A 24,412-nucleotide genomic window follows, 5' to 3' on the forward strand; every position below is an offset into this window, starting at 1 on the left:
GGTATGCACCACGATGAGCGGGGTCCGGGGCCGGGTCGTGTCGCGGGACGGTACGGAGATCCCGTACGAGCGGTACGGGGACGGGCGGGCCGTCGTCCTGGTCGGCGGCGCCGACGGGAGCGGGCGGGCGCTCGCCGGGCTGCTCGCCCGGCGCTTCTCCGTCGTGACGTACGAGCGGCGCGCGACGGCCGCGGTGGAGCGGGAGATCGAGGACCTGGCGGCCGTCCTGGAGGCGGCGGGGCCGGGGGCGGCGGTGCACGGCACGGAGACGGGCGGTGTCCTCGCGCTCGCGGGGGCCGCGGCCGGACTGCCGGTGGACACGGTGTCGGTGTACGAGCCGGAGCCCCTCGCGGACGGGCTCGTGGCGGCGGTCCACGCGCGCGTGCTCGTCGTCGACGGGGGCGCGAGCCCGGTGGAGACCCGGCACGCGGCCCGCGCCCTGACGGCGGCACTCCCCCGGGCCCGGCACCGCACCCTGACGGGCCAGACGCACGAGGTGGCCCCGCACGTCCTGGCGCCGGTCCTGGAGGAGTTCCTCGACGAGCCGGTCTAGGGCCTGTCCGGCCCTGATCCGCCGGGCAGGCCCTAGGCGGTCGCGGTCGTGCGGCGCGTGGTCGTCGCGATCGTCGCCGAGCCCACCACGCGCGTGTCGTCGTACAGGACGATCGCCTGGCCGGGGGCGACGCCGCGGACCGGCTCGTCGAAGACGACCTTCAGCTCGCCGTCCTCCATCGCCGCGCTCACCGGCGTCTCGCCGCCGTGGGCGCGGAGCTGGGCCGTGTAGCGGCCGGGGCCCTCGGGGGCGGTGCCGCACCAGCGGGGCTTGATCGCGGTGAGGGCGGTGACGTCGAGGGCCTCGGCGGGGCCGACGGTCACCGTGTTGTTCACGGGCGAGATGTCGAGGACGTAGCGGGGCTTGCCGTCCGCGGCCGGGTGCCCGATCCGCAGGCCCTTGCGCTGGCCGATGGTGAAGCCGTACGCGCCCTCGTGGGTGCCGAGCTTGGTGCCGGCCTCGTCGACGATGTCGCCCTCGGCCTTGCCCAGGCGGGTCGCCAGGAAGCCCTGGGTGTCGCCGTCGGCGATGAAGCAGATGTCGTGGCTGTCGGGCTTCTTCGCGACCGCGAGCCCGCGCCGCTCGGCCTCCGCCCGGATCTCGTCCTTGGTGGTGAGGGTGTCGCCGAGCGGGAACATCGCGTGCGCGAGCTGCTTCTCGTCGAGGACGCCGAGGACGTACGACTGGTCCTTGGCCATGTCGGAGGCCCGGTGCAGCTCGCGGGTGCCGTCCTCGTTCAGGACGACGGTGGCGTAGTGGCCGGTGCAGACCGCGTCGAAGCCGAGGGCGAGCGCCTTGTCGAGGAGCGCCGCGAACTTGATCTTCTCGTTGCAGCGCAGGCACGGGTTGGGGGTGCGGCCCGCCTCGTACTCCGCGACGAAGTCGTCGACGACGTCCTCGCGGAACCGCTCGGCGAGGTCCCACACGTAGAACGGGATGCCGATGACGTCGGCCGCCCGGCGCGCGTCGCGCGAGTCCTCGATCGTGCAACAGCCGCGCGCTCCCGTACGGAACGACTGCGGGTTCGCGGAGAGGGCCAGGTGCACGCCGGTGACGTCGTGACCGGCTTCGGCGGCGCGGGCGGCGGCGACGGCGGAGTCCACTCCGCCCGACATGGCGGCGAGAACACGGAGAGTCTTAGTCATAGCCCTCCCAGGGTACGGGGCTCCGGGAACCGCGGTCGCGGTCGTCGGCGTTCTCCGTGACATGGGGAGTGAGTCGAAGGGCGCGGGGACCGGTGCGGGCAGTCGTCGGATGGGGCGGCGGGCCGTGCTGATCGGCGGTGCGGCCGCCGCGGTGGGCACGGTCGCGCTGGCCAGGGACGAGCTGGGGCGCCTGTACTGGCGGCTGCCGGGGATGGAGAAGAAGCGGGTCGAGGGAGAGCTCGACCACAAGGGCGCCGAGTGGACGTCGGCGTCGCGCGCGAACTGGCGGCGGGCGGACCGGCCGGACGACTACGTGATCGACCGGGTCGTGATCCACGTCGTCCAGGGCAGCTACGCGTCCGCCCTGAAGGTCTTCAAGGACCCGGCGCACGGGGCCGCCGCGCACTACGTGGTCCGCAAGGACGGTCATGTGGCGCAGATGATCCGCGAGCTCGACGTCGCCTTCCACGCCGGGAACCGCGACATGAACGAGCGGAGCATCGGCATCGAGCACGAGGGCTTCGTCGACCGGCCGCAGGACTTCACGGCGGCGATGTACGAGGGCTCGGCGCGGCTCACGGCCGACATATGCGCGCGGTACGGGATACCCGTGGACCGGGAGCACGTCATCGGGCACGTGGAGGTGCCCGGCACGGACCACACCGATCCCGGTCCCCACTGGGACTGGGACCGGTACATGCGGCTCGTGCGGAGGGCGCGGGCGGCGATCGGCTGAGGCCCTGGGCCGGCGGTCGGCGGCCGGCCGCGGCCGACCGCTCAGCTGAGGCCGGCGGTCCTCGCCCGTTCCACGGCCGGGCCGATCGCCTGCGCGACCGCCGCCACGTCCTCCTTCGTGGAGGTGTGGCCGAGCGAGAAGCGCAGGGTGCCCCGGGCCAGGTCCGGATCGGTGCCGGTGGCGAGCAGGACGTGGCTGGGCTGGGCGATGCCGGCGGTGCAGGCGGAGCCGGTGGAGCAGGCGATGCCGGCCGCGTCGAGCAGCAGGAGCAGGGAGTCGCCCTCGCAGCCGGGGAACGTGAAGTGGGCGTTGGCGGGGAGCCGCTCGACGGGGTCGCCGCCGAGGATCGCGTCGGGCACGAGCGCCCGGACGGCGGTGACGAGCTCGTCGCGCAGGGCGCCGACCTCGCGGGCGAACTCCTCCTGCCGCTCGGCGGCGAGCCGCGCGGCGACGGCGAAGGCGGCGACGGCGGGCACGTCGAGGGTGCCGGAGCGGACGTGCCGCTCCTGGCCGCCGCCGTGCAGGACCGGTACGGGGGTGTGCTCGCGGCCGAGGAGCAGGGCTCCGATGCCGTACGGGCCGCCGATCTTGTGGCCGGAGACGGTCATCGCGGCGAGCCCGGAGGCGGCGAAGTCGACCGGGACCTGGCCGACGGCCTGGACGGCGTCCGCGTGCAGGGGGACGCCGAACTCGGCGGCGGCGTCGGCGAGTTCACGGACCGGCATGATCGTGCCGATCTCGTTGTTCGCCCACATGACGGTGGCCAGGGCCACGGACTCCGGGTCGCGGGCGATCGCCTCGCGGAGCGCGTCCGGGTGGACGCGGCCGTGGCGGTCGACGGGCAGGTACTCGACCTGGGCGCCCTCGTGCGTGGCCAGCCAGTCGACGGCGTCCAGGACGGCGTGGTGCTCGACCGGGCTGGCCAGGACGCGGGTACGGCGGGGGTCGGCGTCGCGGCGGGCCCAGTACAGGCCCTTCACGGCGAGGTTGTCCGCCTCCGTGCCACCGGAGGTGAAGACGACCTCGCTCGGCCGCGCGCCGAGCGCGGCGGCGAGCGTCTCGCGCCCCTCCTCGACGGTCCGCCGGGCGCGGCGGCCGGCGGCGTGCAGGGAGGAGGCGTTGCCCGTGACGGCGAGCTGGGCGGTCATCGCCTCGATCGCCTCGGGCAGCATGGGCGTGGTCGCGGCGTGGTCGAGGTAAGCCATGGTGGGTCGATTCTACGAGCCCGCCGCGCGGCGCCTGCGGGGCGTCCCGTTTCGGCCGGGCTCCGTGGGCGGTTCTCGGCCGCACCGCCCGCCGCGCGTCCACGCCCCGGCCGGGTGCCCGCACCCACGCCCGCGCGGGGCGGCGCCCCCGTGCCGTGCGTGCGGTGCCCCGGCCCACCCCGTGCGGGCACCGCCCGCACGGGTGCGGGTCAGGCGCGCGGGGCTCGGGCCAGCTGGCGGGACTGGGCCACCAGGCGGTTCGCCGTGTCCCAGACCTCCGCGTCCTCCTCCAGGAAGCCGCCCGCCAGGTTGCGGGTCGTGATGGAGACCCGGAGCGGGCCGGGGGCCGGGCGGCAGCGGACGTGGGTGGTCAGTTCGACCGTCGGCGTCCAGCCCTGCAGGCCCAGCTCGAACGACGTCGGCGGCAGCGCGTCCACCGCGAGGAGCAGCGACAGGGCGTCCGGCTCGCGCCCGTCCGCCAGGCCGAACCAGGCCCGCATCTCGCCCTTCCCGGACGGCGCTCCGACCGCCCAGCCCACGCAGGACGGGTCGAGCCGGAGGTCGAGGCGGTCCGCGATCGCCGAGGAGCCGGGGATCCTCGGGGCCGGGTTGTCCGCCGCGCTGAAGCAGTTCTCGATGGCCGCCATCGCCGGCGGCGTCGCCGTGGTGCGGACGTCGTCCGGGAGCGCGTCGAGGTCTCCGTACGAGGCGAGGACGCGGATGCGCTCCACCTCGGTGCCGTCCTCGGCGTACTGGAAGAGCGACGCCGTGCCCGTGGAGAGCGTCCGGCCGGTCCGGACGGTCTCCGTCCGGATCACCGCAGGGCCCGGCACGGACGGCGTCAGGTAGTGCGCCGAGATCGTGAACGGGTCCGGGTGCGGCAGGTGGTCGCCGAGGGCGCGGCCGAGCAGGGCGAGGAGGTAGCCGCCGTTGACGGCGTGGATGATCGTCCAGCCGGCGGAGAGGTCGGCGTCGTAGACGCCGGGTTCCCGGAGGATGACGGCGGTGTCGCGGTCGAACTCATGCACGGCGGTGGTCGCCGTCTCGGTGCTCGTGCTCATGTTCTCGACGGTACCGCAGCTAGCTACTGAGCGGTAGCTTTTTCCGGCTCCTCGCGCGCGGAGGAACGGCGGTTCCAGGCGCGGGGCGCCCGCCAGTGGAAGCGCATCGCGAGCAGGCGGAGCGCGAAGGCGGTCAGGACGGCGGCGCCGCTCGTGAACGCGTTGAGCGTGTCGAACCGGATGCACAGCACGACCATCGTCGCGCCCACGATCGCCGGGACGGCGTACAGGTCCCGGTCCCAGCGCAGCAGCGACGGCACCTCGTTCGCGAGCACGTCCCGCAGCACACCGCCGCCGACGGCCGTCGCGAGGCCCAGCACGGCGGAGGAGGTGAGCCCGAGGCCGTAGTCGTACGCCTTCGTCGTCCCCGTCACGCAGAACAGGCCGAGACCGGCCGCGTCGAACACGTTCACCGCGGTCTGGGTGCGCTCGACCTCCGGGTGCAGGAAGAAGACGAGGACCGCCGCGACCAGCGGCATCAGGAAGTAGCCGAGGTCGGTGAACGCGGCGGGGGGTACGGCGCCGATGACCAGGTCGCGGAAGAGACCTCCGCCGAGCGCGGTGACCTCGGCGAGGACCGCGATGCCGAAGACGTCGAAGTTCTTGCGGACGGCGAGGAGGGCGCCGGAGATGGCGAAGACGAAGATGCCGACGAGGTCGAGGGCGTGTTGAACGGAGGGGGTGAACAATTCGTGGAGCACGCCCCCATTGTTCCGGTTGTTCCGGTGGGGGAAGACCAGGGGAGACCGGAGGCCCCTGCCGTCGCATGACGGCAGGGGCCTCCGGTCCGGTGCGGGGGTCACTCCCCCGCGGCGTCGTCCTTCGCGGCCGGCTTGGAGACCGACTCGGCCCCTTCCGGGGCCTCCGGCGACTCCGTGGCCTCGGCCGGCTCCCCCGACTTCGGGGCGTCAGCCTGCTCCGTGGACTCCGTGGCCTCGGCCGAGGCCGGGGCCTCCGGCTCCGGGGCCTCCACCGGCTCCGGGGCCTCCGGTGCCTTCGGCGACTCCGGGGACTTCGTGATCGTGACCTCCACCGACTCGCGCGCCGACGGGATCGTCACCCCCTCCGCGTCCTCCGGGTGGTGGCACGCCACGCGCTGGCCCGGACGGAGTTCCAGGAGCGGGGGCTCCTGGGTCTTGCAGACCTCCGTGGCCTTCCAGCAGCGGGTGTGGAAGCGGCAGCCCGACGGCGGGGCGATCGGGGACGGGACGTCGCCCTTGAGCAGGATGCGCTCGCCCTTGACGCCCTTGCGGCGCGGGTCCGGGATCGGGACCGCGGACATCAGGGCCCGGGTGTACGGGTGCATCGGGGACTCGTACAGGGACTTGCGGTCGGCGAGCTCGACGATCTTGCCGAGGTACATCACCGCGATGCGGTCCGAGACGTGCCGCACGACCGAGAGGTCGTGCGCGATGAACACGTAGGTGAGGCCCAGCTCCTCCTGGAGGTCGTCCAGGAGGTTGACCACCTGTGCCTGGATGGAGACGTCCAGGGCGGAGACCGGCTCGTCCGCGACGACGAGCTTCGGCTTGAGGGCCAGGGCGCGGGCGATGCCGATGCGCTGGCGCTGGCCGCCGGAGAACTCGTGCGGGTAGCGGTTGTAGTGCTCGGGGTTCAGGCCGACCAGGCCCAGCAGGCGCTGGACCTCCTTCTTCACTCCGCCCTCGGGCTCGACGCCCTGGAGCTTGAAGGGGGCCGAGACGATCGAGCCGACCGTGTGGCGCGGGTTCAGCGAGCCGTACGGGTCCTGGAAGATCATCTGGACGTCCCGGCGCAGCGGACGCATGCCCGACACGCCGAGGTGCGAGATGTCCGTGCCCTGGAACTCGATCTTCCCGCCGGTGGGTTCGAGCAGACGCGTGATCAGCCGGCCCATCGTGGACTTGCCGCAGCCGGACTCGCCGACGACGCCGAGGGTCTCACCGGGGTAGACCTCGAAGTCGAGGCCGTCGACCGCCTTGACCGCACCGGTCTGGCGCTGGAGCAGGCCCTTCCGGATGGGGAAGTGCTTCTGCAGGCCGGTGACCTTGAGGAGGGGTTCCATAGTCTCGCTCACAGCTTCGGCGCAATCTCTTCGGTCCAGATGCGGGTGCGCTCCTCCTGCGGCATGTGGCAGGCGGAGTGGTGGCGCTCTCCGACGAGCGTCAGCTCCGGGCGCTGGGTGCGCGTGATGCCGCCCTTGGGGACGTCCGCGTACGGGCAGCGCGGGTTGAAGGCGCAGCCGCTGGGGACGTTGATGAGGCTGGGCGGGTTGCCCTTGACCGGGATGAGCCGCTCGGTCTGCTCGCGGTCGATCCTCGGCATCGAGCCGAGCAGGCCCCAGGTGTAGGGGTGCTGCGGCTCGTAGAAGACGGACTCGGCCGGTCCGCGCTCGACGCAGCGCCCGCCGTACATGACGAGGATGTCGTCGGCGAGCTCGGCGACGACGCCGAGGTCGTGGGTGATGATGACGACCGCGGAGCCGAACTCCTTCTGGAGGTCACGCATCAGGTCGAGGATCTGCGCCTGCACGGTGACGTCGAGCGCCGTGGTGGGCTCGTCGGCGATGAGCAGCTCGGGGTTGTTGACGAGCGCCATGGCGATCATCGCGCGCTGGCGCATGCCGCCGGAGAACTCGTGCGGGTAGTTGTCGAACCGCTTGGCGGGCTCGGGGATGCCGACCCGGTCGAGGAGTTCGACGGCCCGCTTCTTCGCCGTCTTCTTGTCGACGTCGTTGTGGATGCGGTACGCCTCGACGATCTGGTTGCCGACCGAGTAGTACGGGTGCATCGCGGACAGCGGGTCCTGGAAGATCATCGCCATCTCGCGGCCGCGCATCTTGCGGACCTCTTCGGGGTCCGCGGAGAGCAGCTCGCGGCCGTTCAGCCAGATCTCGCCGGAGATCCGGGCCTTCTGCCGGCCGTACTGGCCGACGGTGTGGAGGCCCATGATGCCGAGCGAGGTGACCGACTTGCCGGAGCCGGACTCGCCCACGATGCCGAGGGTCTTGCCCTTCTCCAGCTGGAAGCTGAGGCCGTCGACCGACTTGACCAGACCGTCGTCGGTCGGGAAGTGGATCTTCAGGTCGCGGACGTCGAGGAAGGTGTCGCCGGGGGCGGACTTCCCGGTCTCGACGGGCTCGCCGACCGCCGCACCGGTCTTCGTCAGGTTGTCCGTCATGCGAGCCTCACTCGGGGGTCGATCACCGCGTACAGAAGGTCCACCACGAGGTTGGCGATGACCACGGCGGCAGCCGTGATGAGCGTGACCGCCAGGATCAGCGGCAGGTCCCGCTCGCTGACGGCCCGGTAGGCAGCCTGGCCGAGGCCCGGAAGGCTGAACGCGGTCTCGGTCAGGATCGCGCCGCCGACGAGGGCGCCGAGGTCCATGCCGAAGATGGTCAGGATGGGGGTCATGGTGGAGCGCATGGCGTGCTTGCCGAGCACGACCGACTCCGGGAGGCCCTTGGCCCGCGCGGTGCGGATGTAGTCCTCACCGAGGACCTCCAGCATGGTGGCGCGGGTGAGGCGCGCGTACATCGCCGCGTACAGGAAGGCGAGGGTGACCCAGGGAAGGAGCAGACCGCCGAACCAGCCACCGAAGGACTCGGTGATCGGGGTGTACGAGGACTTGAGCCAGCCCAGCTGCGTGCGGAAGACGAGCATGGAGAGCATGGCGGTGAAGAAGATGGGGAGCGAGACGCCGGCGAGCGCGGTGATCATCGCCGCGCGGTCGACGATCGTGCCCCGCTTGAGCGCGGAGACCACGCCCGTGGTGACGCCGAGCACCAGCCACAGCACGGCGGCGCCGAGGACCATGGACAGGGTGACCGGGAAGGCGTCGGTCAGCATCGTCCAGACGTCCTGCTCGGTGCGGAACGAGTAGCCGAAGCAGGGCGCGGCGCAGTGGATGGTGTCGCCGCCGCCGGTGTAGTCGCGGCCGACGAAGATGCCCGAGACGAAGTGCCAGAACTGCACCAGGATCGGATCGCCCAGGCCCAGCTTCTGCCGGATGGCCTCGATGGAAGCCGGATCCGCCTGCTTGCCGACGAACATCGCGGCAGGGTCGCTGCCGGTCATCTTGGGGATGAGGAAGAAGATGCTGAGCGTCACCAGTGTGACGACGAGCAGCATCACGACGACTGAGAAGAGCCGTCGGATTATGTATGCAAGCATGCGGTCGGCCGGGCGGCGGCCGGGGATCCCGATCGGGTTCCCCGGCCGCCGCCGTCGGCCATCACCTGCCCTTCGGACCTGGCGGCGGGTGGTGCGCCGGTGAAGCGGGTCGGATTACTTGACGACGCCGAGCGACGCGTAGTCGTAGCGGCCGTTGTAGGCGTCCGCCGTGTAGACGTTGGTCAGCCGGGAGCTGCGCCAGATGATGTTCTTCTCGTGGGTGAAGGGCAGGTAGACCGCGGCCTCCGACACCTTCGTGTTGATCTGCTTGTAGAGCTCGCCGGCCTTGGTCGGGTCGGTCTCCTTCAGCGCCTGGTCGAACAGGCCGTTGATGGCCTTGTCGTTCAGCTCGGAGAAGTTGTTGTTACCGCTCTGCAGGATGAAGCGGCCGTCGACCAGCGGCTGGAGGAAGCCCTGACCGGTCGGGAAGTCGGCGCCCCAGCCCATGATGATGATGCCGTAGCCCTTCTCCTTGACCACCTTCGGCGAACCGATGATGCCCGAGGTCTGGGCGCCGTCGAACTGGTCGATCTGGGCGTCGATGCCGACGGCCTTCAGCGACTGCTGGAGGGACTCGGCGGTCGCGATCTCGATCTTCTTGTTGTTGCGGACCGCGATCGTGGTCTTGAAGCCGTTCGGCTTACCGCACTTCTTCAGCGCCTCCTTGGCCTTGGCCAGGTCGGGGGCGCCCGCGAGCTTGCCGTACGGGTCGGCCTTCGGGTCGGCACCCTTGATCGCCGGCGGCAGCATGTTGGTGGCGATGTCGCCACCGGCCTGCGGGCCGCCACGGGCGGTCTGGAGGGACTTGGAGTCGGCCGCGTAGATGATGGCCTTGCGGCACTCGACGTTGGAGATCACCGTCTGCGGGAAGACCGCGTAGCGGATGAAGCCCGTCTGCGGGTTGTCGACGTTGCCCTTGTGCTGCTGGAGCACCTTCTGGCGGGCGGCGGCGCCGACACCGGTCGCGTTGAGGTCGAGGTCGTACTCGCCCTCGACCAGACGGTTGTCCATGTCGTCGGCGTTCGTGGTGAACGTGACGCTGATGGTGTCCGGGAGCGCCTTGCGGATGGTGTCGCTCTTCGCGTCCCACTTGTCGTTGCGGACGAGCTTCATCGACTTGTTCGGCGTGTACGACTGCCACTTGTACGGGCCGGAGGAGAAGGGCTTCAGGCCGTACTTGGCCTTGGTGTCCTTGTCCTGGCGGACCGGGGAGGCGGCGGGCATGGCCAGCATCTGCAGGAAGTCGCCGTTGGCGACCGGCAGCTTGAAGATGATGGTCTTGTCGTCCGGGGTCTCGATCGCCTTCAGGCCGAGCTTGTCCGTGGTGGTGTCCTTGTACGGACCCTTGTACTCGCCCTTGGGGTCGAGGACCTGCTGGAGGTAGATCGGGCCGCCGGAGATGACGTCCTGGGCCCAGATGCGCTCGATGCCGTACTTGATGTCCTTGGAGGTGATCGGCTTGCCGTCCTCCCACGTCACGCCGTCCTTCAGCGTGAACGTGTAGGTGAGGCCGTCGGCCGAGACCTTGCCCGCGTCGGTGGCGAGGTCCGGGACCAGCTCCGTGGACTCGGCACCCGGCACGGCCTTGAAGGAGACGAGCTGGCGCGTGTAGTAGCGGGCGAAGTCCCACACGAAGCCGTAGTAGCCGCGCTGCGGGTCCCACGAGTCGGCCTCCTGCGAGCCGATGAACTTCAGCTCGCCGCCCTTCTTGTCGGAGGCGTTGGCGACCTTGTTCACCGCGGCGTTGAAGCCGGCCGCGCCGGCCGCGCCCTTGCTGCCACCGTCGCCGTTGCCGCCGCCACACGCGGTCGTGACGACCATCGTGGCCGCGGCAAGCAGCGCGCCCGCGGCGATTCTGCGCTGAGAGCTCTTCAGCATGGGTCCAGCAACCTCCGGGATAGTGGCGGCCGTTACGGCGGTCCGCCGATTGGGGATGGGCCTCCTGTCGCCAGCGGCAGGGGCGGGTCTTGCGTGTCGTCGGCGAACGGTCAGCGGGAGCCCTTCGGGTCGAGCGCGTCGCGCACGCCGTCGCCGAAGAGGTTGAACGCCAGAACGGTGATGAAGATCGCGAGGCCGGGGATCACCATGAACAGGGGGTCCGACTCGTAGGTGGTGATGGCCGTCGACAGCATCTGGCCCCAGGAAGCGGTGGGAGGCTTCACACCCGCGCCGAGGAAGCTGAGCGCCGCTTCGGTGAGGATGTTGGTGGGGATCATCAGGGTCGCGTAGACCATGATCGGGGCGATCAGGTTGGGCAGCAGCTCGCGGCGCAGGATGTAGAAGCGGCCGGCGCCCAGGCTCTGGGCGGCCTCGACGTACTCGCGGTTGCGCAGCGAGAGGGTCTGTCCCCGGACGATGCGGCCGACGTACGGCCAGCCGAAGAAGCCGATCACCAGGACCAGTGCGGCGATGCGGACGCCCGACCCGTCCAGACCGAGGAACTCGTTGGGCAGCACCGAGACCAGGGCGATCGTGAAGAGCAGCTGCGGGAACGCGAGCATCACGTCCATGATCCGGCTGAGGGCCGCGTCGACCCAGCCGCCGAAGTAGCCCGCGATGACGCCGAGGACGGTGCCGAGGAAGACCGCGAAGACCGCCGCCAGGAAGGCGACGAGCAGCGAGATCCGGGCGCCGTAGACGACGCGGCTGAAGACGTCGCGGCCGTTGACCGGCTCGACGCCGAAGAGGAAGTCGCCGTTGACGCCGCCCCAGGAGCCGATCGGCGTGCCGAACAGCGGGTCGATCTGGTCCTCGTGGAACTCGTCCGGCGGGTGGCCCAGGAGGCTCACGATGACCGGCGCGAAGATCGCGACGAGGATCAGGAAGACGACGACGAACGCGCCCGCGAGGGCCAGCTTGTCGCGCTTGAGGCGGGTCCAGGCGATCTTCCAGGGCGAGCGCCCCTCGATCGTCTTGCCGCCCGTGCCGGAATCGCCCGGAGTGCCGGATGCGTCGGGCGCGCCGTCGACGGTGGCGGTCGCCTCGCCCGCACTCGCCTCGTGCAGTGGTGCCGTCATCGTGGTGAGGACCCCTCTCGGCCGCCGGTAGCCGGCCCTTGCCCGCCGCGGGTAGCGGCTCGGTGGAACAACCTGCTGGACATCGGCTCGAAAGGAGTCGAACGTCCTGTGTTCCGGGGAGTCTTCAATGCGCTTGCGATCACCCGCCAGACCTGAAGGGCAATGTTTGCTCAAACGTGATGCGGTGCTGCGACTTCCGTTATCCGGACGTCGTGATCACCTGAGCGGACCAACCGGGTCCCTCTCGCCCGCAATCGGACATGTCGCTCAACTGGTGTCGCGAGCTGTCGAATTGGGGTGAATGAAGGCCTCCGGAGCGGACTCCGGAGGCCTTTGCCGACAAGTGGGACACGAGGGGCGTCTCAGTATCCGGACGGCGCCGGTGGCGGATATCCGTACCCCGGTACGGCGGCGGAGCCGCGCCCGGCGTGCGCCTCGCGGTCGTAGAACGGGCGCGCGTTCGCCCGCAGCCACAGCGCCACCGGGTCGTACGCGTCGGAGAGCGCGACCGTCGAGACGGGCAGCCCGTCGGGGACGGCGCCGATCGACTGGCGCATCATCGAGCGGACCTGGTCGACGGCCGCCGGGGACGTGTCGTACAGGTCGAGACCGATGGCGAGGTACGGGGAGCCGAGCGCCGGCTGCACCCACCCGCGGCGCAGCGCGCGGACGGTCGGGGTGCGGTGGGCGTTCTGCGTGAGCAGGGCGTAGAACTGCGGGATCTCCAGAGCGGGCTCGGTGACGCGCAGCGGCCCGGCGGGCATCCGGTCCAGACCGGTGGCGATCCGGCGCAGGTCGGCCCAGGGGATGCCGAGGCCGCCGCCGGGGGCGTGCGGGTTGAGCCAGACGCCCCAGCGGTCGGGGTAGAGGGCGCGGGCGATGTCGCGGCCGGTGACGAGTTCGTGGGCGCGGTTCCAGCCGGAGGCGGCGAGCTCCTGGGCGGAGGTCACGCAGGGCGCGTAGCCGAAGCCGTCGACCTCCATGTTCCCGTACTGGGCGTCGGGGGAGCCGGGGGCGCCCTGCCACAGCAGCATCCAGAGCTCGCCGTCGGCGAGGGCGTGCAGCAGCTGCTCGTACGCGTCGTAGCGTCCGGGTGCCACCTGGCGCAGCGTGTGCTCGACCCGTCCCCCGGCCGCAGCGGTCGTGCTCACCCTGGGTCCCGCCCCTCTTCCGTCCACCGCGTACGTCTTCCAGCGCCGCGGTCAGTTCAGCGACTCGGTCAGTTCAGCTTAAACAGGGGGCCGGTCACACGGCGGCGCGCTGGTAGAAGGGGCGCACCCGCTCCAGCATCCAGTCGCCGACCGGGTCCTGCGCCATGTCGAGCAGGATGAGGTTGACCGGCCAGGCGACCTCGACCTTGCCGAGGGCGCGGCCGAGGGCGTCCAGGGGCGCGGTGCGGTCGGCGCCCTCCCAGTGGGAGAGCTGGACGCCGATGAAGAGGGCCGGTTCGGTGCCCTCGACGCTGGCGAGGGCGCGGCGGGCGGTGGCGACGGTGCCGATGGCCTCGAACTCGGCGGAGGCGGCGGTGAGGAAGTCGACCGGGTCGTCCTGCCAGTCGGGCTCGAAGAGCCGGACGCGGCCGCCGCTGGCGGGGCCGTCGAGCGGGGTGCGGCCGACGCGGCAGAGCTCGGCGACGGCGGGCGGGGGCAGCGGGACGCCGACGGTGCCGCCGGGGTTCACGACGATGCCGAGCTGCGGGGGCAGGCCGCGGGCGAAGTCACGGGCGGGGGCGACGGTGTACGACATGTGGTCGCCGACGCAGGCGAGGAACTGCTGCTCGGAGCTGAAGACGGGGACGAAGGCCGCGCCCTCGATCTCCATGGTGGCGAGGTCGAGGCCCTGGCTGTCGGGGCCGCCGCCGTTGGGCAGGGGCACCCAGACCTGGCTGCGGCCCAGCACCTCGACGAGGCGTCCCCCGGCCTCGGGGTTGCCCAGGGAGGCGGCAAGGACCTCTTCCAGCTCGTTGCCCGGCCACGTCACGTCCACGGTCGCGTTTCCCCTTCTCGCACGGCCTGCCGCACCGGCCGCCCGGCAGCACCCTAACGCCGCCGTGGCACCGCCGTGGCCAGAAGGGAAGGGTACGGGCGTCCCGGGACACCCGCGGGACGCTCCCGGGCCTCCCGGGCCGCCCGCCGGAAGGTCTCCCGGTCCGCCCGCCGGAGGCCTCTCAGGCCGCCTGCCGGAAGCCGATCCTGCGGAGGACGTCGGCGGCGTCCCGGTCGAGGAGGGTCGCCGAGGCGCAGCCGTGCGGCAGGGTGCCGGACTCCGCGGCCCGCAGGAGCCGGCCGACGGCCCGCCGGTGCCGCGCGAAGGCGTACGCGGAGACGCCCCGGCCCCGGGCGTGCTGGCCGGCCTTCGCGGTGTCCGGGGTGACGTCGAGGAGGAGCAGGTGCAGCGCGCGGCCGCGCCGCCGCGCCTCGCGGGCGAGCCAGCCCCGCACCCAGGACTGGGTGCCGCAGTCGTGGACGATCAGGCTCGCGCCGGAGCGCAGGGCGCGGCGCAGTCCGGCGTAGTGGGCGATCCGCACGAGGGGGCGGTAGACGGCGTACGGGAGGAGGCGCGGCATGCGGGCCTCCCAGCGCTCGCGGGCGTCCTGGGAGTCGATGCCGCTGCCCTGGGCGGCGCGCTTCATCAGGGTGGACTTGCCGCTGCCGGGCAGCCCGGAGACGACGACGAGGTCGCCGGCGGCGAAGGTGAGGGTGCGGGGGCCTCGGCCGCCGCGCTCGCGCAGGTCCCGCAGAAGGCGGCCGCGGCTCCGGGCGCGGGCCCGCTGGGACGGTATGCCGGTACTCGCCGCATATGCGCCGGTGTGCTGGATCATCGTCGCTCTCCCCCTGTCGGGCCTCAGGAGACTTGAGGAGACCCTTGCCCAAGAAGTGTAAAGAAACGGTAATGCGGCACAAGCGATTTGCCCCGCCGACACCGCGTGCGATGATGTGCGCGCCAGGCGCGCACAGTCGCCGTACAACCGCATACCGGCCGCTCGAATCCGCGCGGGAGAGTTCCGGACCGCCGAGCGCGTCCGGGCGCCGAAGGAGCAAGACCCTCCCTTGAATCTCTCAGGCCCCGTACCGCGTGGATGAGGCAGATCTGAAAAGCGGGACACCCCGTGTGTCCCCACCCAAGGTGCAAGCCGACCACTCGGCGCCGTTTCCTCGGCGCCGGGATGCCCTCGGTGAACCTCTCAGGTTCCATGACAGATGGGGAGGACGTCCTCGCCCGTCATGTGTTTTCGTCACCGATCACGCCCTTGGGACCCGGGAGCCACCCCATGAGCACTGCCCCCCGCCTGACCGCCCTCGATGCCCTGCATCGTTCGCTGGGCGCGACCATGACCGACTTCGCCGGCTGGGACATGCCGCTGCGCTACGGCAGCGAGCGCGACGAGCACAACGCCGTCCGCACCAAGGCCGGCCTCTTCGACCTCTCCCACATGGGCGAGATCACCGTCACGGGCCCGCAGGCCGTGGAGCTCCTCGACCACGCCCTCGTCGGCAACATCTCGACCGTGGGCAACGGCCGCGCCCGCTACACGATGATCTGCCAGGAGGACGGCGGCATCCTCGACGACCTGATCGTCTACCGCCTCGGCGAGACCGAGTACATGGTCGTCGCCAACGCCTCCAACGCCCAGGTCGTCCTGGACGCCCTGATCGCCCGCGCGGCAGATAACGGGGGATTTGACGCCGAGGTCCGCGACGACCGCGACGCCTACGCCCTGATCGCGGTCCAGGGCCCGGAGTCCCCCGGCATCCTGAAGTCGCTCACCGACGCCGACCTGGACGGTCTGAAGTACTACGCCGGCCTGCCCGGCACGGTCGCCGGCGTCCCCGCGCTGATCGCCCGCACCGGCTACACCGGCGAGGACGGCTTCGAGCTGTTCCTGAAGCCCGAGCACGCCGAGGGCGTCTGGAAGGCGCTGACCGAGGCGGGCGAGGGCGTCGGCCTGATCCCTTGCGGCCTGTCCTGCCGTGACACGCTCCGCCTGGAGGCGGGCATGCCGCTGTACGGCCACGAGCTGACCACCGCCCTCACCCCCTTCGACGCCGGCCTGGGCCGCGTCGTGAAGTTCGAGAAGACGACCAACGAGGGCCGCTTCGTCGGCCGCGAGGCGCTGGAGAAGGCCGCCGAGCGCGCCGAGACCGCCCCGCCGCGCAAGCTCGTCGGCCTGATCGCCGAGGGCCGCCGCGTCCCGCGCGCCGGCTTCTCCGTCGTCAAGGACGGCGTGGTCATCGGCGAGGTCACCTCCGGCGCCCCGTCCCCGACCCTCGGAAAGCCGATCGCCATGGCGTACGTGGACGCGGCCCACGCCACGCCCGGGACCGAAGGCGTCGGTGTGGACATTCGCGGCACCCACGAGCCCTACGAGGTCGTGGCGCTGCCGTTCTACAAGCGCCAGAAGTGACGAAGTCGTCTCACTCCTCGTCTCACCCCGTAAGACCCACGTTCATCAGCACTCCCCCGATCCAGGAGAATCAGGTCATGAGCAACCCCCAGCAGCTGAGCTACACCAAGGAGCACGAGTGGCTGTCGGAGGCCGTCGACGGCGTCGCGACGGTCGGCATCACGGAGTTCGCGGCCAACGCGCTCGGTGACGTCGTCTACGCCCAGCTCCCCGAGGTCGGCGAGACCGTCACCGAGGGTGAGACCTGTGGCGAGCTGGAGTCGACCAAGTCCGTCAGCGACCTCTACTCCCCCGTCTCCGGCGAGGTCGTCGAGGCCAACCAGGACGTCGTGGACGACCCCTCCCTGGTGAACACCGCTCCGTTCGAGGGCGGCTGGCTGTTCAAGGTCCGGATCTCCGAGGAGCCGAAGGACCTGCTCTCCATCGACCAGTACACCGAGCTCACCGCCGGGAACTGAGACCGGGCCCGAGACCCCCTAGGGATCGATTCATGTCGCTTCTGAACACTCCCCTCCACGAGCTGGACCCCGACGTCGCCGCCGCCGTCGACGCCGAGCTCCACCGTCAGCAGTCCACCCTCGAGATGATCGCCTCGGAGAACTTCGCTCCGGTCGCGGTCATGGAGGCCCAGGGCTCCGTCCTCACCAACAAGTACGCCGAGGGCTACCCGGGCCGCCGCTACTACGGCGGCTGCGAGTACGTCGACGTGGCCGAGCAGATCGCGATCGACCGGATCAAGGCCCTGTTCGGCGCCGAGTACGCCAACGTGCAGCCGCACTCCGGCGCCTCGGCGAACCAGGCCGCCCTCTTCGCGATCGCCCAGCCCGGCGACACGATCCTGGGTCTCGACCTGGCGCACGGCGGCCACCTCACCCACGGCATGCGCCTGAACTTCTCCGGCAAGCAGTTCAACGTGGTCCCGTACCACGTGGACGAGGCCGGTCTGGTCGACATGGCCGAGGTCGAGCGCCTCGCCAAGGAGCACCGCCCCAAGGTGATCATCGCGGGCTGGTCCGCCTACCCGCGCCAGCTGGACTTCGCCGAGTTCCGCCGGATCGCCGACGAGGTCGAGGCCTACCTGTGGGTCGACATGGCCCACTTCGCGGGCCTGGTCGCCGCCGGTCTGCACCCGAACCCGGTCGAGTACGCGGACGTGGTGACCTCCACCACGCACAAGACGCTCGGCGGCCCGCGCGGCGGCATCATCCTGGCGAAGAAGGAGTTCGCGAAGAAGCTGAACTCCGCGGTCTTCCCCGGTTTCCAGGGCGGCCCGCTGGAGCACGTGATCGCGGCCAAGGCCGTCTCCTTCAAGGTCGCGGCCTCGGAGGAGTTCAAGGAGCGCCAGCAGCGCACCCTGGACGGCGCCCGCGCGCTGGCCGAGCGCCTGGTCCAGGACGACGTCACCGCCCACGGTGTCTCCGTCCTGTCCGGCGGCACGGACGTGCACCTGGTCCTGGTGGACCTGCGCAACTCCGAGCTCGACGGCCAGCAGGCCGAGGACCGTCTCCACGAGGTCGGCATCACGGTCAACCGGAACGCCATTCCGAACGACCCGCGCCCGCCGATGGTCACCTCCGGTCTGCGCATCGGCACGCCGGCCCTCGCGACCCGCGGCTTCCAGGCCGAGGACTTCGCCGAGGTCGCCGACGTCATCGCCGAGACCCTGAAGCCGGGCTTCGACGCCGACAAGGCCGCGGCCCTCAAGGCCCGGGTGACCGCTCTGGCGGAGAAGCACCCGCTGTACCCCGGCCTGAAGTAATTTCGTACGCTTTAGTTCCGGTTTCGTTCGGACGAAGCTCCGGGGCACCACGCACACTGGACAGTGAGCGTGGTGCCCCGATCCATGCTCAGCCTTTCTGCTCCACCCCGGCAGACAACGGCGTCTAGCCCCCACAAGGAGTCCTTCCGTGGCCATCTCGGTCTTCGACCTGTTCTCGATCGGCATCGGTCCGTCGAGCTCCCACACGGTGGGCCCGATGCGGGCTGCCCGGATGTTCGCCCGCCGCCTGAAGAACGAGGGCCTGCTCGCCCACACGGCGGCGATACGAGCGGAGCTGTACGGCTCGCTCGGCGCGACCGGCCACGGCCACGGCACCCCGAAGGCGGTCCTGCTCGGCCTGGAGGGCAACTCGCCGCGCACCGTCGACGTGGAGACCGCCGACGACGAGTTCGAGCGGATCAAGGCGAGCGGGAGGATCAACCTGCTCGGCGCCCACGAGATCCCGTTCTCCTTCGACGACGACCTGATCCTGCACCGCCGCAAGGCGCTCCCGTACCACGCCAACGGCATGACGTGCTTCGCGTACGACGCCGAGGGCGGGCTCGTCCTGGAGAAGACGTACTACTCGGTCGGCGGCGGCTTCGTCGTCGACGGGGACGCGGTGGCCGGCGAGAACCCGATCATCCCGGACGACACCGTCCTGAAGTACCCCTTCCGCACCGGCGACGAGCTGCTCCGCCTCGCCAAGGAGACCGGCCTGTCGATCTCCTCCCTGATGCTGGAGAACGAGAAGGCCTGGCGCACCGAGGACGAGATCCGCGCGGGCCTCCTGGAGATCTGGCGGGTCATGCAGGCCTGCGTCGCGCGCGGCATGTCCCGCGAGGGCATCCTGCCGGGCGGCCTGAAGGTCCGCCGCCGCGCCGCCACCCTGGCCCGCAAGCTGCGCTCCGAGGGCGACCCGACGGCGCACGCGATGGAGTGGATCACTCTGTACGCGATGGCCGTGAACGAGGAGAACGCGGCGGGCGGCCGGGTGGTCACCGCCCCGACGAACGGCGCGGCCGGCATCATCCCGGCGGTCCTGCACTACTACATGAACTTCGTGCCCGGCGCCGACGAGGACGGCATCGTCCGCTTCCTGCTCGCGGCGGGCGCGGTCGGCATGCTCTTCAAGGAGAACGCCTCGATCTCCGGCGCCGAGGTCGGCTGCCAGGGCGAGGTCGGCTCGGCCTGCTCGATGGCGGCGGGCGCGCTCGCCGAGGTCCTCGGCGGCACCCCGGAGCAGGTGGAGAACGCGGCCGAGATCGGCATGGAGCACAACCTGGGCCTGACCTGCGACCCGGTCGGCGGCCTCGTCCAGATCCCGTGCATCGAGCGGAACGGCATGGCGTCGGTCAAGGCGGTCACGGCGGCGAAGATGTCGATGCGCGGCGACGGCAGCCACCTGGTCTCCCTCGACAAGGTCATCAAGACCATGAAGGAGACGGGCGCCGACATGAGCGTCAAGTACAAGGAGACCGCCCGCGGCGGTCTCGCGGTGAACATCATCGAGTGCTGAGACCCCGCACGGAACGGCCCGCCCCGGAGTCCCGGGGCGGGCCGTTCCCCTGTGCGGACGCTCAGCCGCGGACCCAGAGGACGATGATGTCCTGGCGGTCGGCGCTGAAGGGCTCGCAGGAGAAGATCGGGCCCCAGGTCCGGTAGCCGGCCCGGCCCGCGGCCTGGCAGTCGGCGTACGAGGTGTAGGAGCTGTTCGCGTAGTAGCCCGGGCCCGGGCTGGCCTGGGCGGCGCCGGCGGCGCCGAGCGCGAGGGCTCCGGCGGACACGGCGGTGGCGAGAACGGCTGCGGTGCGGCGGTACATGGCATTGCCTCCTGAAAACGCCGGGATGCCCCGGCGGAGTGCGTGACGATGCGATGTGGTGCGGAAAGTCCGGCTGCGCAGCCGTGGATGACCGTACCGTCACGGACAGTGGCGCACAATAGGTCTAGGCCAATCCGTCGGAGGTCGCCGGAAACCGGCTCGGCCGTCGGGTTTCCGCTGTAGTGTCCGCGCCATGACCGTCGAACACGTGGACGCCTCGTGCGTCGGTCCGACGCGGACCCCGCGGCGTCGGGGCGGGCTCGTCCTCGCCGTCTTCGGCCTGGTCTGGGCGCTCGCGGGCGGCTCGGGGACGTCCTTCGCGACACCGGTCACGGTCGTGGCGCTCGCGGTGACGATCGCCGCGGCGGAGCGGGCGTTCCGGGGCACCGCCGGGCCGGTGACGCGCACCGTACGGCTGCCGGAGAAATGGAACCGCGGGGTCGGTCTGGTCGACGCGGCCGGACTGGTCGCGGTCTTCGCCGTGATCGCCGCGTCGAACGCCTCGGGACGGCCGGAGCTCATCCCGGTCGGGCTCGCCGCCCTCGCGGCCGGCGCCGGCGCGGAGACCGTACGCGCGGTGGTGGGCCTGGGCGCGGCGCTCGTGCTCTGGGGCACGTCCTTCCACGTCACCCTGCGGGGCTGACGCGGGGGACACACCGAGGTCCGGGCGGGCGGCGACTCAGGTCGCTCCGCCCACCCGGACCCACGGGGTCAGGCTCAGGCCTTGCTGTAGTGCGCCCAGAACTCGTCCCAGGACAGCACGCCGTCGCCGTTGTCGTCGCGCTGCTTGATGAGCGCCTCGGCGACCGACTCCGTGACGTGGAAGTCGCCCAGCTGCGCCATGACGTGCTTGTACTCGGCGGCGGTGATGAAACCGTCGCCGTCCACGTCGAACTTGTTGAATGCCGTGCGTGCCGAGTCGATGTCCGCCACTGCGTCCGCCCCTTCTTGGTGCTTTTCTGACGGGGGTCAGATTAGCTGGCCGCGCGCTGCAGGATGATGGGGGCATGAACGACGAGGTGGCACGGATCCTGGCGGCGGCGGCACGCGGGGCGTTCCCGCCCCCGGACGGCTCGACGACGGTGGTGCCGCAGCCGGGCCCCCGGGACGCGGGGGTGCTCGCCTTCACCGCCCACTCGGTGGTCTTCACGGACGCCGACCCGGAGTGGGTACGGGACCGGCTGGCGGCCACGTCGAGCGATCCGCTCGCCGCGAGCATGAACCCGGCCTTCCTCCTCGCCCTGATGGCCCGCACCGGCCGCCACATGAACACCATCGACCTGCTCACGGTGGCGGACGCGCTGCCGGGCCCTCCCCCGCTGGAGCTCCGCGAGATCGACGACCCGGAGCACCCCCGGGTGGCGCGGGCGCTGAAGTTCCGCGACGACGTCCGGGTGTGGGCGGCCGACGGCGGGGTCCTCGTCCTGGGACGGGGCGTCGCGGGCCGCTGGGAGGCGGCGATCGAGGTGGACGAGGAGGTGCGCCACCGGGGCCTGGGCCGGGCCCTGGCGACGGCGGCGCGCCACCTCACCCCGGGCGAGGTGGTGTGGGCCCAGCAGTCCCCGGGCAACGCCCGCAGCGTCCGGGTCTTCCAGGCGGCGGGCTACCGCCCGGTGGCCTCCGAGGCGCTCCTGATCGCCGGCTGAGCCGCTACCGGAAGATGCCCGTGTGGCCGAGGGAGTAGCGGCCCGGCTGGGGGTACACGGCGAGGCCGTGGGGGCCGCTGCCGACGGGGATGCGGGCGAGCTGCTTGCCGGTCGTGGTGTCGATCGCGTACACCTCGGCGTCGTACCGCCCGGAGAGCCACAGGACCTTGCCGTCGGCGGAGACCCCGCCCATGTCGGGGGAGCCGCCGTTCGGGAGCTTCCACTTCTTGGTGAGCTTGTTCTGCTGGAAGTCGAAGACGGAGACGGTGCCCTCGCCGCGGTTGGAGACGTACATCTCGCGCGAGTCGCGGCTGATGTAAAGGCCGTGGCAGCCCTTGCCGGTGGGGAGCAGGGTGGGGGTGGTGAACTTCTCGCCGTCCAGGACCCACATGCCGTGGGCCATCATGTCGGCGACGTAGAAGGTCTTTCCGTCCGGGGAGATCTTCACGTCCTGCGGCATGGCGCCCTCCAAGGGCAGCTTCTGCTGGCCGATCACCTCCATCTTCTCCGTGTCGACCTTGAGGAGTTCGCCGGAGAACTCGCAGGAGACGATGAAGTACCGCCCGTCGGCGGAGAAGTCGGCGTGGTTGACGCCGTAGCAGCTGACGGGGACGGACTTCTTCCGTTCCATGGTGTGCGGGTCGCGGAAGACGAGCTCGCGGTCGAGCGAGGCCATGACGACGGCGTACTTGCCGTTCGGCGTGAAGTAGAGGTTGTACGGGTCGTGGACCTCGACGGGCTTGCCGGCGACGCCGGTGGCCGGGTCGATGGGGGTGAGCGTGTGGCCCCGGTCGTTGTTGACCCAGAGGGTCTTCATGTCCCAGGAGGGGACGACGTGCTGGGGCTGGAGGCCGACCGGGATGGTCTCGACGACCTGGTAGGTGGCGGGGTCGATGACGGAGACGGTGTTGGAGTTGGTGTTGGGGACGTAGACCCGGGAGGGGAAGTTCTTCACCACCGGGGAGAGCCGGTTCGGCCGGTCGGCGGCGTAGACGTCGTGCGGGTCGAGCAGGGGCGGCATCCCGGGGAGCCCGGCGGGGACGGTGGCCTTCTTGGGTACGGCGGGGGCGGCGGCCTTCTTCACGGGGGCGGCGCCCTCGGGGTGGTTCGCGCCGCCGCAGCCGGCGAGGCCGACGAGGAGGGCGGCGGCGAGGAGGATCCGGGATCTCTTGTCGAGGTGTGCCATCAGCTCAGCAGCTCCGTGGTGGTGACCGCGCTCAGGCCGCGGCGGTCGAGTTCGGCGAGGAGGAGGGGCAGCGCGACGGCGGTGTCGGGGTAGCCGAAGTGCAGGCTGACCACGGATCCGGCGCGGACCGTCCCGGTGACGTTGCGGACGACGGCCGCGGCGCCGGGCGAGGTGTAGTCGAGCGAGTCGACGTCGTACGAGAGGACGTGCGGGTATCCGGCACGCCGGGCGGCGCGCAGGACGGCGGGGCCGGCGTGCGGGGTGCGGGAGGGGCGGAACCAGGTGCCGACGGAGCCGGTGAGCCGGCGCAGCCGGGCGGCGCAGGCTTCGATCTCGGCGAGGGCGGCGTCCTCGGTCATGGCGTTGACGTCGATGTGGTGCTGGGTGTGGTTGCCGAGGTCGTGGCCGCCGTCTAGGACGCGCCGGGCCATGTCGGGGTGCTCGTCGAGCCAGCCGCCGACGGCGAGGACGGTGACGCGGGCGCCGGCCTTCTCGGCCTGGGCGAGGAGCCGGCCGGCGAGGGCGGGGTCGCCCTGGCCGTGGAAGGTGAGGGCGACCCGGGGCCGGTCGCGGGGGCCGTGGGTGATCTCGTCCGGCTGCCCGGGGAAGCGGCGGGGCGCCGGGGCGGCGACCGGCGCGGGGGCCGGGTGGTGCCCGGCGGCGGAGGCGGGCGCGGAGGCGGGGTGGTGCCCGGCGACGGGGGCGGGGCGGGGTTCCGTGCCGCAGGCGGTGGCGAGGGCTCCCGCGAGGGCTGCGGCCGCGCCCGCGCGGAGGGCTCCTCGGCGGTCGGTCGGCTTCACGCGACCATTTAAGAGGGATGTCGCCCGATTGGTCACGATTAGGCCAATTCAGGACGTTTGCGGCGCCACTCCAGCCGTCCAGCATACGGACGAGCCCGGGAAACACCCGATGAACCGCATAGCCATTCACTGTTTACAAGGTGGGTGCTGCACGTCACCAACGATTCATCATCGAACTGTCCGCTTTTAACCCATCTTGCCCAGGTAGGGACTTTTGGCGGCAAGGCCCCCTGTCTGCCATAGTCGGAGACACGACCCCCATTGACCCGGGCCAGGTCGACATAGCAGCCGTGGATACACCCCCCCGTCCACGGCGCACCACACGAAAGCCCCCAAGCGCCTCACCACAGGCGCACGGGGGCTTCCGTGCATCAGGGGGCGGCTCGGGGCGGCGGTGTCAGGAGCGGTCCACGACCCGCATCTCGAACCAGGTCGTCTTGCCGCGCGGCGCCAGGTCCACGCCCCAGCGGTCGGCGAGCTTGTCGACGAGGAAGAGGCCGCGGCCGCTGATGTCGAGCTCGTGCACCGGCATCAGACAGGGCAGCCCCCGCGAGGGGTCGCGCACCTCGATCCGGATCCAGCCGCGGCGCCGCTGTAACCGCAGCGCGAAGACACGGGCCCCCGTGTGCCGGACGGCGTTCCCGACGAGCTCCGAGACGAGGAGCACCGCGTGCTCGGCGAGCTGCGGGCCGAGGCCCCACTGCCGCAGCACGACGTCCTTGGCGAGCCTGCGGGCCACCCACGCGGACTCCGGGCGGGACGGCAGCCGGACGTCCTCCTCGGCCGGGTTGCCGTACAACTCCACCTGCTCGGCGGCCTGTTCGTCGTCCACGGCCGGTGACCACCGCGGCGCGGCCGCGCTCGCGCGCTGCCGCGGTTGTTCCCTACCCTCCAGGCCCGCCATGCCCCCCATCATGGAGGC

The 24,412-nt window shown here is 71.5% G+C and carries 25 protein-coding genes and 2 riboswitches; of the genes, 8 read left to right on the forward strand and 17 right to left on the reverse strand.

Annotated elements, in window-relative coordinates:
- Positions 1-13 precede the first annotated feature (13 nt).
- The gene (locus GGE06_RS18760; RefSeq protein ID WP_376773561.1) at positions 14-553 is read left to right on the forward strand and encodes an alpha/beta fold hydrolase; all 540 of its coding nucleotides are present in this window, start codon (positions 14-16) and stop codon (positions 551-553) included.
- Between the two features lie 32 nt (positions 554-585).
- Here the strand turns inward: GGE06_RS18760 and mnmA are convergent, their stop codons facing one another.
- On the reverse strand, positions 586-1,698 hold the full coding sequence (gene mnmA, locus GGE06_RS18765; RefSeq protein ID WP_184931307.1) for a tRNA 2-thiouridine(34) synthase MnmA: 1,113 nt from the start codon (positions 1,696-1,698) through the stop codon (positions 586-588).
- 61 nt (positions 1,699-1,759) lie between these two features.
- Here mnmA and GGE06_RS18770 point away from each other — a divergent pair, with 61 nt between their 5' ends.
- A complete protein-coding gene (locus tag GGE06_RS18770) occupies positions 1,760-2,434 on the forward strand; it encodes an N-acetylmuramoyl-L-alanine amidase (protein WP_116158716.1) in 675 nt (224 codons plus the stop codon).
- 41 nt (positions 2,435-2,475) lie between these two features.
- On the opposite strand, the gene GGE06_RS18775 is transcribed toward GGE06_RS18770, so the two are convergent.
- From GGE06_RS18775 to GGE06_RS18825, 11 genes are all read right to left on the reverse strand, one after another.
- A complete protein-coding gene (locus GGE06_RS18775; RefSeq protein ID WP_184931308.1) occupies positions 2,476-3,639 on the reverse strand; it encodes a cysteine desulfurase family protein in 1,164 nt (387 codons plus the stop codon).
- 209 nt (positions 3,640-3,848) lie between these two features.
- Positions 3,849-4,700: a thioesterase family protein gene (locus GGE06_RS18780; protein ID WP_181924497.1), complete on the reverse strand. Its 852-nt coding sequence runs from the start codon at positions 4,698-4,700 to the stop codon at positions 3,849-3,851.
- A 23-nt stretch (positions 4,701-4,723) separates the two neighbouring features.
- Positions 4,724-5,401 (reverse strand): trimeric intracellular cation channel family protein, encoded by a 678-nt coding sequence (locus GGE06_RS18785; RefSeq protein ID WP_116158718.1) that lies wholly within the window; start codon positions 5,399-5,401, stop codon positions 4,724-4,726.
- A gap of 98 nt (positions 5,402-5,499) precedes the next feature.
- Positions 5,500-6,744 carry an ABC transporter ATP-binding protein gene (locus GGE06_RS18790; RefSeq protein WP_184931427.1) on the reverse strand — a complete coding sequence of 415 codons (1,245 nt, stop codon included), beginning with the start codon at positions 6,742-6,744 and terminating at the stop codon, positions 5,500-5,502.
- An 8-nt stretch (positions 6,745-6,752) separates the two neighbouring features.
- Positions 6,753-7,859, reverse strand: a complete 1,107-nt coding sequence (locus GGE06_RS18795) for an ABC transporter ATP-binding protein (protein WP_184931309.1) — start codon at positions 7,857-7,859, stop codon at positions 6,753-6,755.
- A complete protein-coding gene (locus GGE06_RS18800) occupies positions 7,856-8,854 on the reverse strand; it encodes an ABC transporter permease (protein WP_116158721.1) in 999 nt (332 codons plus the stop codon). Before GGE06_RS18800 ends, GGE06_RS18795 begins: the two co-directional genes overlap by 4 nt.
- A gap of 114 nt (positions 8,855-8,968) precedes the next feature.
- On the reverse strand, positions 8,969-10,732 hold the full coding sequence (locus GGE06_RS18805) for an ABC transporter substrate-binding protein (RefSeq protein ID WP_116158722.1): 1,764 nt from the start codon (positions 10,730-10,732) through the stop codon (positions 8,969-8,971).
- Positions 10,733-10,842: 110 nt separating this feature from the next.
- Positions 10,843-11,871 (reverse strand): ABC transporter permease, encoded by a 1,029-nt coding sequence (locus GGE06_RS18810; protein ID WP_116158723.1) that lies wholly within the window; start codon positions 11,869-11,871, stop codon positions 10,843-10,845.
- A gap of 362 nt (positions 11,872-12,233) precedes the next feature.
- Positions 12,234-13,022 carry an enhanced serine sensitivity protein SseB C-terminal domain-containing protein gene (locus tag GGE06_RS18815; protein WP_116158724.1) on the reverse strand — a complete coding sequence of 263 codons (789 nt, stop codon included), beginning with the start codon at positions 13,020-13,022 and terminating at the stop codon, positions 12,234-12,236.
- A gap of 94 nt (positions 13,023-13,116) precedes the next feature.
- Positions 13,117-13,857 carry an enhanced serine sensitivity protein SseB gene (locus GGE06_RS18820; protein WP_116158725.1) on the reverse strand — a complete coding sequence of 247 codons (741 nt, stop codon included), beginning with the start codon at positions 13,855-13,857 and terminating at the stop codon, positions 13,117-13,119.
- Positions 13,858-14,038: 181 nt separating this feature from the next.
- A complete protein-coding gene (locus tag GGE06_RS18825) occupies positions 14,039-14,692 on the reverse strand; it encodes an AAA family ATPase (RefSeq protein WP_116158726.1) in 654 nt (217 codons plus the stop codon).
- Positions 14,693-14,855: 163 nt separating this feature from the next.
- Positions 14,856-14,955: riboswitch (glycine riboswitch) on the forward strand.
- Position 14,956: 1 nt separating this feature from the next.
- A riboswitch (glycine riboswitch) is annotated at positions 14,957-15,081 on the forward strand.
- 61 nt (positions 15,082-15,142) lie between these two features.
- Between GGE06_RS18825 and gcvT the strand changes: the two genes are divergently transcribed.
- The 4 genes from gcvT (at position 15,143) to GGE06_RS18845 (ending at position 19,554) form a co-directional block, all read left to right on the forward strand.
- Positions 15,143-16,276: a glycine cleavage system aminomethyltransferase GcvT gene (gene gcvT, locus GGE06_RS18830; RefSeq protein ID WP_116158727.1), complete on the forward strand. Its 1,134-nt coding sequence runs from the start codon at positions 15,143-15,145 to the stop codon at positions 16,274-16,276.
- A 77-nt stretch (positions 16,277-16,353) separates the two neighbouring features.
- On the forward strand, positions 16,354-16,734 hold the full coding sequence (gene gcvH, locus GGE06_RS18835) for a glycine cleavage system protein GcvH (RefSeq protein ID WP_116158728.1): 381 nt from the start codon (positions 16,354-16,356) through the stop codon (positions 16,732-16,734).
- Positions 16,735-16,766: 32 nt separating this feature from the next.
- Positions 16,767-18,035, forward strand: a complete 1,269-nt coding sequence (glyA, locus tag GGE06_RS18840; protein WP_116158729.1) for a serine hydroxymethyltransferase — start codon at positions 16,767-16,769, stop codon at positions 18,033-18,035.
- Between the two features lie 148 nt (positions 18,036-18,183).
- On the forward strand, positions 18,184-19,554 hold the full coding sequence (locus GGE06_RS18845) for an L-serine ammonia-lyase (RefSeq protein ID WP_116158730.1): 1,371 nt from the start codon (positions 18,184-18,186) through the stop codon (positions 19,552-19,554).
- A 61-nt stretch (positions 19,555-19,615) separates the two neighbouring features.
- Here GGE06_RS18845 and GGE06_RS18850 read toward each other — a convergent pair whose 3' ends face one another.
- Entirely contained in the window at positions 19,616-19,858 is a 243-nt protein-coding gene (locus GGE06_RS18850) for a hypothetical protein (RefSeq protein ID WP_116158731.1), read from the reverse strand.
- A 193-nt stretch (positions 19,859-20,051) separates the two neighbouring features.
- On the opposite strand from GGE06_RS18850, the gene GGE06_RS18855 reads away from it, so the two are divergent.
- On the forward strand, positions 20,052-20,501 hold the full coding sequence (locus GGE06_RS18855; RefSeq protein ID WP_184931310.1) for a hypothetical protein: 450 nt from the start codon (positions 20,052-20,054) through the stop codon (positions 20,499-20,501).
- Positions 20,502-20,575: 74 nt separating this feature from the next.
- Here GGE06_RS18855 and GGE06_RS18860 read toward each other — a convergent pair whose 3' ends face one another.
- The gene (locus GGE06_RS18860; protein ID WP_093873994.1) at positions 20,576-20,791 is read right to left on the reverse strand and encodes an EF-hand domain-containing protein; all 216 of its coding nucleotides are present in this window, start codon (positions 20,789-20,791) and stop codon (positions 20,576-20,578) included.
- Positions 20,792-20,865: 74 nt separating this feature from the next.
- On the opposite strand from GGE06_RS18860, the gene GGE06_RS18865 reads away from it, so the two are divergent.
- On the forward strand, positions 20,866-21,504 hold the full coding sequence (locus GGE06_RS18865; RefSeq protein ID WP_116158733.1) for a GNAT family N-acetyltransferase: 639 nt from the start codon (positions 20,866-20,868) through the stop codon (positions 21,502-21,504).
- A 4-nt stretch (positions 21,505-21,508) separates the two neighbouring features.
- Here GGE06_RS18865 and GGE06_RS18870 read toward each other — a convergent pair whose 3' ends face one another.
- The 3 genes from GGE06_RS18870 to GGE06_RS18880 all read right to left on the reverse strand — a co-directional run bounded on the left by GGE06_RS18870 (position 21,509) and on the right by GGE06_RS18880 (position 24,406).
- Positions 21,509-22,690 (reverse strand): YncE family protein, encoded by a 1,182-nt coding sequence (locus GGE06_RS18870; protein ID WP_116158734.1) that lies wholly within the window; start codon positions 22,688-22,690, stop codon positions 21,509-21,511.
- Positions 22,690-23,490 (reverse strand): polysaccharide deacetylase family protein, encoded by an 801-nt coding sequence (locus GGE06_RS18875; protein WP_184931311.1) that lies wholly within the window; start codon positions 23,488-23,490, stop codon positions 22,690-22,692. Before GGE06_RS18875 ends, GGE06_RS18870 begins: the two co-directional genes overlap by 1 nt.
- A gap of 397 nt (positions 23,491-23,887) precedes the next feature.
- A complete protein-coding gene (locus tag GGE06_RS18880; protein ID WP_181924499.1) occupies positions 23,888-24,406 on the reverse strand; it encodes an ATP-binding protein in 519 nt (172 codons plus the stop codon).
- Positions 24,407-24,412 lie beyond the last annotated feature (6 nt).

It is taken from the genome of Streptomyces nymphaeiformis, from assembly GCF_014203895.1.
Classification (GTDB): Bacteria; Actinomycetota; Actinomycetes; order Streptomycetales; family Streptomycetaceae; genus Streptomyces; species Streptomyces nymphaeiformis.

Excerpts from the sequence above, each read along its gene's own strand:
- GGE06_RS18760 (WP_376773561.1), top strand. The coding sequence starts at position 14 with ATGAGCGGGGTCCGGGGCCGGGTCGTGTCGCGGGACGGTACGGAGATC.
- mnmA (WP_184931307.1), bottom strand. The coding sequence starts at position 1,698 with ATGACTAAGACTCTCCGTGTTCTCGCCGCCATGTCGGGCGGAGTGGAC.
- GGE06_RS18770 (WP_116158716.1), top strand. The coding sequence starts at position 1,760 with ATGGGGAGTGAGTCGAAGGGCGCGGGGACCGGTGCGGGCAGTCGTCGG.
- GGE06_RS18775 (WP_184931308.1), bottom strand. The coding sequence starts at position 3,639 with ATGGCTTACCTCGACCACGCCGCGACCACGCCCATGCTGCCCGAGGCG.
- GGE06_RS18780 (WP_181924497.1), bottom strand. The coding sequence starts at position 4,700 with ATGAGCACGAGCACCGAGACGGCGACCACCGCCGTGCATGAGTTCGAC.
- GGE06_RS18790 (WP_184931427.1), bottom strand. The coding sequence starts at position 6,744 with ATGGAACCCCTCCTCAAGGTCACCGGCCTGCAGAAGCACTTCCCCATC.
- GGE06_RS18795 (WP_184931309.1), bottom strand. The coding sequence starts at position 7,859 with ATGACGGACAACCTGACGAAGACCGGTGCGGCGGTCGGCGAGCCCGTC.
- GGE06_RS18800 (WP_116158721.1), bottom strand. The coding sequence starts at position 8,854 with ATGCTTGCATACATAATCCGACGGCTCTTCTCAGTCGTCGTGATGCTG.
- GGE06_RS18805 (WP_116158722.1), bottom strand. The coding sequence starts at position 10,732 with ATGCTGAAGAGCTCTCAGCGCAGAATCGCCGCGGGCGCGCTGCTTGCC.
- GGE06_RS18810 (WP_116158723.1), bottom strand. The coding sequence starts at position 11,871 with ATGACGGCACCACTGCACGAGGCGAGTGCGGGCGAGGCGACCGCCACC.
- GGE06_RS18825 (WP_116158726.1), bottom strand. The coding sequence starts at position 14,692 with ATGATCCAGCACACCGGCGCATATGCGGCGAGTACCGGCATACCGTCC.
- gcvT (WP_116158727.1), top strand. The coding sequence starts at position 15,143 with ATGAGCACTGCCCCCCGCCTGACCGCCCTCGATGCCCTGCATCGTTCG.
- gcvH (WP_116158728.1), top strand. The coding sequence starts at position 16,354 with ATGAGCAACCCCCAGCAGCTGAGCTACACCAAGGAGCACGAGTGGCTG.
- glyA (WP_116158729.1), top strand. The coding sequence starts at position 16,767 with ATGTCGCTTCTGAACACTCCCCTCCACGAGCTGGACCCCGACGTCGCC.
- GGE06_RS18850 (WP_116158731.1), bottom strand. The coding sequence starts at position 19,858 with ATGTACCGCCGCACCGCAGCCGTTCTCGCCACCGCCGTGTCCGCCGGA.
- GGE06_RS18855 (WP_184931310.1), top strand. The coding sequence starts at position 20,052 with ATGACCGTCGAACACGTGGACGCCTCGTGCGTCGGTCCGACGCGGACC.
- GGE06_RS18865 (WP_116158733.1), top strand. The coding sequence starts at position 20,866 with ATGAACGACGAGGTGGCACGGATCCTGGCGGCGGCGGCACGCGGGGCG.
- GGE06_RS18870 (WP_116158734.1), bottom strand. The coding sequence starts at position 22,690 with ATGGCACACCTCGACAAGAGATCCCGGATCCTCCTCGCCGCCGCCCTC.
- GGE06_RS18880 (WP_181924499.1), bottom strand. The coding sequence starts at position 24,406 with ATGATGGGGGGCATGGCGGGCCTGGAGGGTAGGGAACAACCGCGGCAG.